The sequence below is a fragment of the Pseudoalteromonas sp. MTN2-4 genome (assembly GCF_042848605.1).
Taxonomy (GTDB): domain Bacteria; phylum Pseudomonadota; class Gammaproteobacteria; order Enterobacterales; family Alteromonadaceae; genus Pseudoalteromonas.
This window is the reverse complement of the sequence record NZ_BTGK01000002.1, coordinates 755,638-767,517: the sequence shown is the minus strand read 5'-3', so window position 1 is coordinate 767,517 and position 11,880 is coordinate 755,638. Positions and strand designations below refer to the sequence as shown.

General features: G+C 37.4%; 8 protein-coding genes. 4 read left to right on the top strand and 4 right to left on the bottom strand.

What is annotated here, in order from left to right; genetic code table 11:
- Positions 1-45 precede the first annotated feature (45 nt).
- Positions 46-669 (top strand): LysE family translocator, encoded by a 624-nt coding sequence (locus ACGHEH_RS08310; protein ID WP_390443887.1) that lies wholly within the window; start codon positions 46-48, stop codon positions 667-669.
- 58 nt (positions 670-727) lie between these two features.
- Here the strand turns inward: ACGHEH_RS08310 and ACGHEH_RS08305 are convergent, their stop codons facing one another.
- The 4 genes from ACGHEH_RS08305 to ACGHEH_RS08290 form a co-directional block, all read right to left on the bottom strand.
- Entirely contained in the window at positions 728-2,260 is a 1,533-nt protein-coding gene (locus tag ACGHEH_RS08305) for a DUF3369 domain-containing protein (RefSeq protein WP_349287634.1), read from the bottom strand.
- Positions 2,247-3,836 carry an ATP-binding protein gene (locus ACGHEH_RS08300; protein ID WP_390443884.1) on the bottom strand — a complete coding sequence of 530 codons (1,590 nt, stop codon included), beginning with the start codon at positions 3,834-3,836 and terminating at the stop codon, positions 2,247-2,249. Before ACGHEH_RS08300 ends, ACGHEH_RS08305 begins: the two co-directional genes overlap by 14 nt.
- Positions 3,837-4,600: 764 nt before the next feature.
- Positions 4,601-6,583, bottom strand: a complete 1,983-nt coding sequence (locus ACGHEH_RS08295; RefSeq protein WP_349287636.1) for a HAMP domain-containing sensor histidine kinase — start codon at positions 6,581-6,583, stop codon at positions 4,601-4,603.
- 113 nt (positions 6,584-6,696) lie between these two features.
- On the bottom strand, positions 6,697-7,590 hold the full coding sequence (locus ACGHEH_RS08290; protein WP_390443881.1) for a LysR substrate-binding domain-containing protein: 894 nt from the start codon (positions 7,588-7,590) through the stop codon (positions 6,697-6,699).
- 158 nt (positions 7,591-7,748) lie between these two features.
- Between ACGHEH_RS08290 and ACGHEH_RS08285 the strand changes: the two genes are divergently transcribed.
- The 3 genes from ACGHEH_RS08285 to ACGHEH_RS08275 all read left to right on the top strand — a co-directional run bounded on the left by ACGHEH_RS08285 (position 7,749) and on the right by ACGHEH_RS08275 (position 11,858).
- Positions 7,749-8,231 (top strand): DoxX family protein, encoded by a 483-nt coding sequence (locus ACGHEH_RS08285; RefSeq protein ID WP_390443878.1) that lies wholly within the window; start codon positions 7,749-7,751, stop codon positions 8,229-8,231.
- Between the two features lie 108 nt (positions 8,232-8,339).
- Complete coding sequence (locus ACGHEH_RS08280; RefSeq protein WP_390443875.1) at positions 8,340-9,308, top strand: glutathione S-transferase family protein; 969 nt, start codon at positions 8,340-8,342, stop codon at positions 9,306-9,308.
- Positions 9,309-9,365: 57 nt separating this feature from the next.
- The gene (locus ACGHEH_RS08275; protein ID WP_390443872.1) at positions 9,366-11,858 is read left to right on the top strand and encodes a cation:proton antiporter; all 2,493 of its coding nucleotides are present in this window, start codon (positions 9,366-9,368) and stop codon (positions 11,856-11,858) included.
- The last annotated feature ends 22 nt before the right edge of the window (positions 11,859-11,880 follow it).

Genomic DNA, 11,880 nt, shown 5'->3' with positions numbered 1-11,880 from the left:
GAGGTCGTTAGACTAACCGCGATTTTGATTATGCAGGATAATGTTGTGGAATTAACAACTTGGCTAAGCTTAGCCACTATTTGCGCAATAGGCGCTATGTCACCGGGTCCGAGTCTGGCTGTCATATTACGTCATTCTTTATATAACAGTGCAGGGCATGGCATCGCAGCAAGTGTTGCACACGGTGTTGGCGTTGGTATCTATGCTGCGTTATCTATAGCAGGTTTAGCAAGTTTAATTACCCATTTTCCTATCGTATTTCAAACGCTGGTTTACGCAGGCGCTGCGTATTTAGCGTATATGGGATATAAAATTTTGACCAGTAAGTCTTCAGGCCTAGATGTTGCTCAATCGAGTGCAACGAGTTATAAGCAAGCCGCGCAAGATGGCTTTGCCATTGCTTTCTTAAACCCTAAGCTTGCTATCTTCTTTATCGCCTTGTTTTCACAATTTATACAACCAGAAGCCATGACGCTCACTGTCGCCATATTAATGTGCGGCACTGTATTGGCTATTGATACTGCGTGGTACTTCTTTGTATCGGTTGCCAGTGCCAAAGCAAGAGAGAAGTTTGATTTAACTAAAAAACAAGCTGTGATTGATAAGTTACTAGGCACTGCGTTTTTATTACTTGCAGCAAGAGTGTTGTACCAGCAGTTGGTGGCCTAGAAATTGAAACCGAGCATTTTTGATATGCTCGGTTTCTTCATGATTAAAATTTTAATGCTTAATCAGGGTAAGCTTCCATAATCTTTCTAACTTCATCCATATTATTGACAAAAGCATCGACTAAGTCAGGATCGAAATGTTGTCCTTTTTCTTCTTCAAGTTTCTGTAAAACATCTTGAGATGGCCAAGCTTCTTTATAGCAGCGAGAATGTGATAAGGCATCGAATACATCTACAAGTGCTACAATACGGCCATAGATATGAATATCTTCACCTTTCAAACCATTCGGATATCCAAGCCCGTTAAACTTTTCGTGGTGCTGACCAGCTACAATAGCTGCTGCTTTTAATGTTGGACGTTTAGAGCGAGCAAAAATTTCATGGCCAATATTTACATGCGTTTTCATAACCTCAAATTCTTCTTCGGTGAGCTTACCTGGTTTTAAAAGAACAGAATCAGGAATAGCAACTTTGCCAACATCGTGCATTGGGGAGGCCATGTATAGTTCTTGCGCTTGCTCTTCAGGTAAGCCAATCCAAAGTGCTAAAGCTCGAGATAAGTGCGCTACACGCCTAACATGATTAGCGGCTTCTTTTGAGCGACTTTCGACTACTTCGCCTAAGGTTTCTATAATTTCTGATTGAGTTTCAAAGATCTCTTTATCAAGCTCTAAATTATCAAAAGCGACTGAAATATTATTAGAAAAAAGTTCAAGCAACTTCTTATCCAATTCATCTATTTGATTAATTCCCTCTAAGTAAATGAGGTTTACACCTGCATTAATTGTCTCAAAATAGCCGACAAAGCAATCATTCTCAATGACACTTTTACGGCTATTACAGGCGTTCTCAATCATTGCTTGAATATTTTCAGGTGGCTCTACAAGGTTGCCCTCTTTCGGACAATAAGCACCAGTGCCTGCTAGAAATTGAAGTTCATCGTCGATTCTTCTTACAGCAAAGTTGTTTTTATTTTTTGCTGTTGATTTATCTGCATGAAGAAGTGCTGCTATCTGTACTAATAAGCCACTAGCAAACTCTTGAATGGAGCGAATACGAAATAAACTCGCTGTTGAGTCGATAACTCTCTCTAGACCTTCTCGGTGATTTTCTAGCTTTTTTCGAGCAAGCTCTATATCTTGAATGTCTCTAAAACCACGCAAACCAGTATATACAACGGTAAATAGTTTATCACTGCTCAAACTTGTTTTGTCTTTATAATCATTTATATCGTAATTAGTGATCACCGTTCTCTCTGGTGCTTGGCCAGGTTGGCCCGTTCGTAAAATAATTCGTATAAAATGATTATCTAGCTCTTCTCGGATGAACTTTGCAACTTTTAAACCAGCATCGTCCGTTTCCATTACTACATCTAGTAAAACGAGTGCTATTTCGTTCTGAACAGAGAGAATTTTCTTTGCTTCTTCTCCACTGTATGCACTAATAAATTCAAGGCTTCTTTCGTCAAACTCGAACCGGTTCAAAGTTAATTTCGTTACAGCATGAACATCAGGCTCGTCATCAACGATTAGAACCTTCCATGGTGCTTTGCGCGCCTCTTTCGGCTTAGAAGATTTCTTAAATAAGCCCATTCTCTTCACCTTCTGAGTTTATTTTAATATCAATAGGTACATTTATTATGAACTTTGTACCTTTATCTAAATCACTTTCGACACTTATAGTGCCATGCATTTTTTGTCTAACTATATTGAATACCACATTCATACCAAGGCCTGAGCCACCATTGGCACGATTAGTGGTGTAAAAAGGCTCAAATATTTTATTGACGGTTTCTTGAGTCATTCCTTTGCCATCATCAATAAACTCAAAAATTAAGCTTTCTTCTTTAGTATAGAAGTTTAATTCTACTTTTCCTTCTGATTGAGGTGCGTAAGCATGTATCAGCGTATTCTGAATCAAGTTTGTAAAAATTTGCGCCCAAGAACCAGGGTAATTATTAATGATTAATGGTGCTGATTCAGCATTGACCTCAAAGACAACTTTGGTTTGTTTAAGCTTGTTTTTAAGGCTAACCATGGTTTCATTTAAATATTGAATGATGTCAAATTGTCGGATTTCTTCGGCTGATTGATCAACTGCAACAAGTTTAAAGCTTCTAATTAAATCAGCTGCACGTTGTAAGCTGTTTTGTATCGTACTTGATAACTCTTGAGATTCATTAATAAATCTTGTGAAGTCATCTTCTTCTAGTTCACCTTCATCAAATAACTTGGCGACTTCTTTTACAGTTATTTGAAAGTGAGAAATACCTGTTAAGCTGAGTCCAATTGGCGTATTTATCTCATGTGCAACACCAGCAACAAGCCCACCTAAAGCAGCCATTTTCTCTGATTCAATCAGTTGAGATTGAGCGTTTTTGAGCTCCGTGAGTGATTTAGCTAATGCTAATTCTGATTCATGCCTGACTTCTATTTCATTTTCAAGCTGGGCGTGTTGCTCGTTAAGTTGAGTGATTGATTCTTGTAGCTCTTGAGTTCTTTTTTCTACAATTCTTTCAAGCTCTTTATTTAATGCATCCAAGCTCGCAAATGCTTCAGAAGTTTTTTTAATCATCGAGTTAAGTGCAGATTGTAAAGTACCCAGTTCATCTTCATGGTTCTTTGCAACACTGATCATGGAATTGTCTAAGTTATTAGGATTTATGTCGCTTGCTTGTTTAGCTAATTGTCCCAGTGGAGTCGTTAAGAGCATTTTAAAAGCAACTGAAATCAGTAAAAAAACGGCGGCTGTTTTTATCGCGGCATTGACACAAAACATCACAATACTTTGTCGAATGCTATTAAAAATAAAATTGGTATTTGAGTAAAAGGTTACCTTTCCAATTTCAGTTATTGTGTCTTTGACAGAAATGGTCAGTGGAAATGTATGAGAAATAAGGGCATTGTCTTGAGATTTGTTATTTGAGGTAATTCCTATATTTACAATAGATTCATTTTGATCTGTGTTGATTATAATTCCAGTGATGTGAGGCAATCCTAATATGCTTTTGGCTGTAGTACTAAGTTGTTCATAATCTAAGTTCAACAAATCAGAAGCTAGAATATGCTTAAATGTATTTTCAGAGGCTTCAAATACAGTGTAAACCTCCTCATGTGCATGACGATATTCAACGTAAATATGAATAGCTGTCACTATTAAAGTCAGCATTAAATAGATCGATAGAACAATACTGAGAAACTTAATTGATATAGATCTGACCAATTTTTACCCCAATAGCGACATTAAATGTGTAGTTAACTGTATTAAATTTAGTCATGCTTATCGTGCTGGGCAAGTTTTGTTCAAATTAATGAAAGAGATACAAGTTTGCTAGGTTCATACTCGCTCTCGATTTATTGCTTGCAATTCTTAAAGTTTTAATTAAGCAGGTAGGTTGTGACTTTACTTGGCTGGCTATTTTCTACTTCTATTATCTAGAGTGGTATCCGGCACCATTGGGATCCGATGAAGTAGACCTTAATTTGGTGATACTCATGATTACTCTATTGGACTATCAAAGTCAGTTTACAGCAAAATAAATAAACCTCTCTCGATTAATTTTTCTTCTTATATAATTTAAGGTAGAGCGTCTAAATTGGCGTACTTTCCTATATTCTTAAATAAAGAGCTATTAATTTATCGAGTATTCGCAATTTATCTTCGTAAGATTGAGAGCTTTAAAAGTAAAATATGTAAAAAATTTAAAAGGATTAGTTTGTGCCTAGGTGATTATTGGCCTGATAGCGGTATTATCTAGAGGCAGGTTTAGATGTGCCAAGTAATATTCTATAAAAGGCCATGTTTAGACAAGCTCATGCTGGTTGTTTTAATGCGTTTTTTTAGGATTATAAACTACAAAAATAGAAAGCTTTTTAAACATCTGTCTGAGAAAAAAGTTCGTTCTTTTTTGTCACTAGGTTAATTAAAATAGTTTAAAGGTAGTTATCTAAGTCTATGTCAATTTCTTCGCAATCAGCACGATATTTGGGTAAGCTAATATCGAGTCGAGTGTATTTACATTCTTCACTAATAATTTTTATAGTGCCATTTAGAGATTGTGTGATGATTAAATAAACGATATGCATACCTAACCCAACTTTACCTTTAATTCGATCTGTGGTGTAAAAGGGTTCAAAAATCTGGTTTATCTCGTCTTTACAAATACCGGTGCCATTATCAGAAATAGACAAGTACAATTTATCGTCATCACTTTCTATCGCTATTTTTACTTGTTTGAGATCTTGCTTTACAAGCCCATGTTCGATTGCATTTTCAATAATGTTGCTTAGTGCTTGAGTGAGTAAATTGACATCAGTGTCTATCTCACATTCGTCTCCATCAATAATAAATTCGACATCTTGGTTTAATTCTGAAATAGGTAAATAAGCGAATTCAATCAGTGATTTAATTTCGACCCCTTTTTGTGGACTAACATTCAGAGAGCTATTTACTTGCTTAAATGTTTCAATCAAATTGACTGCTTTGTCGAGATTTCTATCTATTAGTAAGTCGGCTTCTTTGCAAGATGATATAAATTCTTTCAAATCGTCAGCGCTTAATACTCCCTTTTTAAAGAGTTGCTCGAGATTTTCTAGAGAATATTTAGATAAACTATGGCTAGTGATAATTATGCCAAGTGGTGTATTGATTTCATGCGCAACACCAGAGATCATTCTGCTAAGTGAGCTAATTTTTTCAGCTTCAATTAATTTTCTTTGATTAACCGATATAATTTCTGCCATCTCATTAAATGTCTTTGCTAAGTCACCAAATTCATCTTTAGATAGGTCATCAATCCGAGTATCTAAATCTCCTTTGGCTAATGTCATTGCTTTTTGTGAGTAATCTCTCAAAGTTGCTTTAAGCTGAAGATAAATGCCATAAACAAAATAAATTACAACCAGATATAACAAGAGTGTGACAACTAGCAATGCAAAAAATTTAAACCTTTGCTCAGCGCATCGAATCTCTAAACGCGTTTCAACATACTCTAAAACTTGAGCGTCAAACTTACGCATTCTGTTTATTTCATTCGAATAAAAATCCAAATATTCTCTCCAAGTTGGAAGTGTATCTGGCTCATCCAATATTTGTTCATAAGTGTAATTTAGTAGTTTTTGAGAACTGTTTAGCTGCTCTTGCAGGCCATTTTTAATGTTAAAATCTTTATTGAGGTACACAGAGATGTGAGTAGATGCGTAATTATTTAATGCTATGTTGTCTTCTGCTTGAGCCGCGAACTTTTCTAACGTGTGATATGTGTAACTATCGATACTGGGCATACTCAGAGCATAAGCCCCTGTAGCACGAAGAAAGCCGATATTTTTATAAATTTTAGGTGTTTCATTAACAAAGTTGTTGATAAGGTAGAAATTGACAGGGTTATCGTCATGAATAAGGGCACTTTCAAATGTGATGATCTTTGCCAAAAGTTGAAGCTCAAGTACCACTTTATCAAAATGAAGAAACTGTGATTCAATCCCCCCACGCATAATCGCTTCGGTTTGATTCGATTGCTGCCACTCAGCTTTGACATTTTCAATTTGTGTTCGGATCATATTGCTGTTTGTTTTTTGCTCAGATAAGCTAGTGGACAACAATTTAATTTTCTCTGTTATTACTTCTTTTTCTTTTGAAACGAATTTAATTAAATGTTCATCTAAATTCACTTCTTGTAAAACAGCATGATCTCGAAAATCCTGTATTTGATAAATGGTGGTGATGAGTGTCTCAAGAGAATTGACGCCGTGTATTTCTTTTTGAGTTTTTTGAATATTTTTATTGGTATCGATTAAAAGAACAATCAACAGAAACAGTAAAGGAATAGAGAGCATGGCAATGATAGCCATAAACTTATGAGCAAATGACATTTGCTTACTGACATTAATTGCAATATCAAAAAAGCGACTTTTCACAATAAATTCGTATAAAGTTATTAGCTAATTCTAAAAGCATAGGTCAGTTATAAATAGTTTCAACACAGTTTTTATAACCACAGCTGAGAAGAAAATAATATTTTGCTAGGCGATTAACTAAATTGTGCTTCAATACACTCAACTAATGCTTTTAACCCTTTCCCTTTATTTACTACTTTCCAGGCAATATTTAATGATTGCGGTACTGATGGCTCTGCCAAGGTGAGTGTTTTTAATGTACCTGATTTAATCTGAGCACCTATTTGATCAATTGGTAAAAAGCCAACACCGACACCTGCCTCAATGGCGCAGATTTTCTGTTGTAAATTGCTAACGTATAAATGCTTTGAGCCTTCAATGATGTTTGAGGACTTTGCAATGACATTTCGGCTAGAATCGTGCACAACCACAGTGCGATATCTAAAAATGTCAGATGACTCTATCGTTCTGCTTAGCTCATGAAGCGGGTGCTCTGTCGCTGCAACAAAAACACTATGGTACTCAGTCAGCGTCTTTGCTCGTATACCTTGCTGCGCTGGAATAGGATCTGATGCACCGATCACCAAATCAACTTCATCTTCTATTAATGCTTCCCAAGTGCCGTTTAACACTTCTTCTTTAAAGTCTAGTTCGATGTTTTCGTGCTCAGCTAAAAATGTATAACAGGCTTTAAATACTTTGTGTTCATCGACAATGGTATCAATGGCGATACGTATTTTGGGCTCCCAACCGTGAGCGATTGTCTGTGTTTGCTCAGTCAATTTGCCTACAGCGAGTAATACTTTGCGGCCTTCTTCAAGAAGATGCAGGCCTGCTGGGGTTAGCACTGAGCGTCTACCTTGGCGCACAAATAAGGTCACGCCCAATTGTTCTTCGAGTTTTTGCACAATATACGAAATAGCTGATGGAACTTTATTAAGCTGCTCAGCAGCGCTTGCAAAACTACCACGTTGGTCAATGGCGTCGAGTACCAGTAAAGCTTCTAATGTTAGAGGAGTGTGCTGCATATCACTTAAAGCATATGTTCAAAATTATTGTTCAAATATTTTGAACTAACTTGTCAAATTCTGCCAGTTATTTGTTTTCTCATGCTTACCTATAATGAACTCACTTCTTTAGAGAAACACTGAAAAACACAATTAACTAAATTTAAGAGAGCAGCAAAATGAACACATCAACTTTACTAAACGTACTAAAAACTGACGAGCAACTATCAGCTTTACCACTTCGCGTAGTCGCAGGTATTTTATTTATTGCCCATGGCGCACAAAAGTTATTTGCTTGGTTCGGTGGCTATGGCCTTGAAGGCACTGGCCAATGGATGGAGTCAATCGGCTTAGCGCCGGGCTATTTAATGGCACTTATGGCGGGAAGCGCAGAGTTCTTCGGCGGAATTTTTTTATTAGTCGGCTTACTTACTAGACCAACTGCTGTTGCACTTGCTTTTACTATGCTGGTGGCCATTTTTGCAGTGCATTTCCAAAACGGTTTATTTATGTCGAACAATGGGTATGAATTTGCGTTGTCACTGTTTGCTATCAGCGTTTCTTTGGTATTCCAAGGTGGTGGTAAGTTTTCGCTAGATCGTGTTTTAACGTCTAAGTTGACTAGCCAAGGTAAAGCACAGCTTCAAACTGCCAGTAACTAAAATCGAGATATAAGTTCGAAAATTTATAGAGCGTAAAAAATTAAAGAAGTCACTGCTCATAGGTGACTTCTTTAAAGCAAAATATTTATAGCATTGAGAGGATTTATTATGGGTTTATTACAAAGCGGCAAATGGGTTGATAAGTGGTATGACACCAAAGAAAGCAAAGGTGCATTTAAACGCCAAGACAGTAAATTTCGAAACACGATTAGCACAGACAGTGATAACCCTTATCAACCTGAAGCTGGCCGTTATCACCTTTACGTTTCTTTAGCGTGTCCTTGGGCACACCGCACATTGATTTTTAGGGCGCTAAAAGGGCTTGAGTCTTTAATTGATGTCACCGTTGTACAAGCTCAAATGCTAGAAAATGGGTGGGAGTTTGATGATGAAAAAGACCCACTTTATGGCTTCAAATATGCCTATGAGCTGTATTTAAAATCAGATCCAAGTTATGAAGGCCGCGTCACGGTTCCAATCCTTTGGGATAAAAAGACCCAAACCATAGTCAACAATGAATCGGCGGAGATCATTCGTATTTTTAATACTTCGTTTAATGAACTCACTGGCAATACAGATGACTACAGTCCAGAAGCTTTATTACCTGAAATTGACCAGATGAATGCACGCATTTATGACACCATTAATAACGGCGTTTATAAAGCGGGTTTTGCAACGACACAAGAAGCGTATAACACAGCGTATGATGCTTTATTTGAAAGTCTAGATTGGCTAGAAGATCATTTAAGTAAAAATCGTTATCTAGTTAGAGAGCAAATCACCGAAGCTGATTGGCGTTTGTTCACGACACTTATCCGCTTTGACGCCGTGTATTTTGGTCATTTCAAATGTAATCGTACTCAATTGAAAGACTTCGAAAATATCAGCAATTATGTTCGAGAGCTGTATCAGGTGCCGGGGGTGAGTAACACCGTTGATATCGAATACACCAAAGAGCATTACTACGCGAGTCACAAGACCATTAATCCAACAGGGGTGATCCCAAATGGTCCAGAGCTAGATTTTAACGCGCCTCATAATAGAAATGAGAACGAGGCAATAACTAAAAATAATTAGGTCATCTACTGATAATTTAACTATGCTCAACTAAACGTCATTGCTAGGGCATTTGGTATGAGCTTTGCGGTTGGCCTTCAAGTTTTATTGTTCGTTATTCTTGCTCTGATCACAGGAGCAATTGTTCGCCATGGACTAAAAGGCACGCAAATACCATATACGGTCGCATTGTTGATGTTGGGCATTGGGTTTGGTTTATTGCATCGAGCAGATTTATTTACTGATAATTTAAGCGTCATTGGCAGTAGTTTAAGTTTAATTTCAGAAATCGATGCCCATTTATTTTTGTTTTTATTCTTACCCACACTGATTTTTGAAAGTGCCTTTGCTATGGAAGTGCATTTGTTTAGGCGTATGTTTACTCAAATTGCAACTCTGGCCGTACCTGGTTTGATGTTAGCAATTTGGTTAACTGCAGAATTAATCAATGTCTTAGTGCCTTCACATTGGGGATGGACATGGGCGATTTGCCTTATGTTTGGTGCTTTAATTAGCGCCACTGATCCTGTAGCGGTTGTCGCTTTACTAAAAGAAGTGAGCTCAAGGAAGCGACTTGAAACATTAATTGAAGGTGAGTCATTATTAAATGATGGTACAGCAATTGTTTTCTTTTCGTTATTTTATGCTTGGGTTATTGCAAGTGCGAGCTCTGGCTCTGCTGCAACCTTAGCCCCTCCTTGGGAAGTTGTTCTGCAATTTTTAATCGTGGTTTTGGTGGGCTTAGTAATTGGCTTGATTATGGGTTGGCTTTGCGTCTTATGGATAGACAGGGTGTTTAATGATCCCATGATTGAGATATCACTAACAATTGCAGCAGCATATTCGGTCTTTTTTATTGCTGAAACTTTTCATGTCTCTGGTGTGGTTGCAGTCGTGACTCTTGCGATTATTTTTGCAAGTGTTGGACGAACACGGATCAGTCCCGAAGTGGCTGACTTTCTTCACCACTTTTGGGAAATGATGGCTTATATGGCCAATACAATCATTTTCCTTTTAGTAGGTATTTTGGTCGCAATTCGCGTCCCATTGAATGACCTAGACGCTTGGCAGGCTCTATTTCTTCTCTATTTAGGAATTTTAATCATTCGCGCATTTTCTATCACAGTATTTATGCCTGTGCTGAAAAGAATTGGTATAGGTATCAATTTTCAAAAATCAGCGGTACTTTGCTGGGGAGGATTAAGAGGTGCGGTATCTTTGGCGTTAGCGCTCACAGTTGCTGCGAGTGATGTTTTGCCAAAAGAGCTCGGAGACAGAGTGCTATTTCTCACTGCTGGTATTGTAGTTTTAACCATAGTTATTAATGGTGGAACAATGGGGGCACTGTTAAAACTTTTAGGTTTGAATAGTCTTCCTCCTGCAAAACAAGCGACAGTTGATAAAGCAAAAAATAAAGTGAATTTGGCATTACATGACTTGTTACCAGATATGATGAGTAATGAGTTCTTAAAAGGTGCAGACTGGACGAGTGTGAAGCAATCGGCACAAATTAAAGCCCTTAATGAAGTTGAAGATTCAAGTGAAGTTTCTCAAGAAGAATTAGACACTGCATATAAACGCCGTTTACTTGAAACAGAAAGAAAGCATTATTGGACTCAATTTGAGCAAGGTGTGCTAGGTAAACAAGCGACAAATCGCTTGGTTGAAGCCGTCGAAAGAGCGCTCGATGGAGAGCCAAAAATAGAGGATAGAGAAAAACTTTTTAGTGTTTGGCAATTACCTGCGTGGCTTGAACCATTTAGGGCCTATAGTTGGTCGAATAAGTTGTTGTTGAAGCTATATTTTAGCAAGTTAGCTTTGGGTTACGATATTGCAAGAGGATTTATTCAAGCGCAAGAAACGTTAGAAAGTCACATCGATACCTTAGCACATTCACCAGCAGCTGCAGCAGCCGTTCGCTCAGCTGTACAGGCTAATAAACAACTCACTATTGAACGAATTCAAGATCTTTATACAAGTTTTCCTGAAATTATTCAGGCCTTACAATCACAATCAGCAACGCGTTTATTACTTAATCGAGAAAGAGCAATTATCAAAGAGCAATTAAAGCAAGCTGTGCTAGATAAACCAGAGGCGCAAAGGTTGCTTGATGATGTTGAGCATAGAATGGCGGCATTACAAAAAGTGTCGATATTTAATAAATCTAGAGAGCAGAAATTAAAGGCTGAAATTTCATGGCTAAAAGACTTAAAAAGCCAGACCAGAGAAAAAATTTCAGCTTTAACTGAGGTCAGTGTTTACGAGACCGGGCAGGTGATTTGTGCCGAAAATCAGCAAATCAATAAAATTGGCGTTGTTAGCCGAGGTAGCATTGCAGAAAAATTTAAACAAACTGAAAATGGCCACATAAACAAAGTTCATATTAGTAAAGGACCTGGAGAAACCATTGGTGTGCTTGCATTATTAGCGAATCAAAATGCCATAGAATATGTGAGTGAAACACCAGTTGAAATTATGTGGCTACCTTGCGAAAAGTTGAAAGCATTAATGGCTGACGATCCGGATCTAACACGAGTAATGTGCAAACTATTGGCTAATTATTCAAGTTAAGTTTTTTATTAAGAGCGAAGTA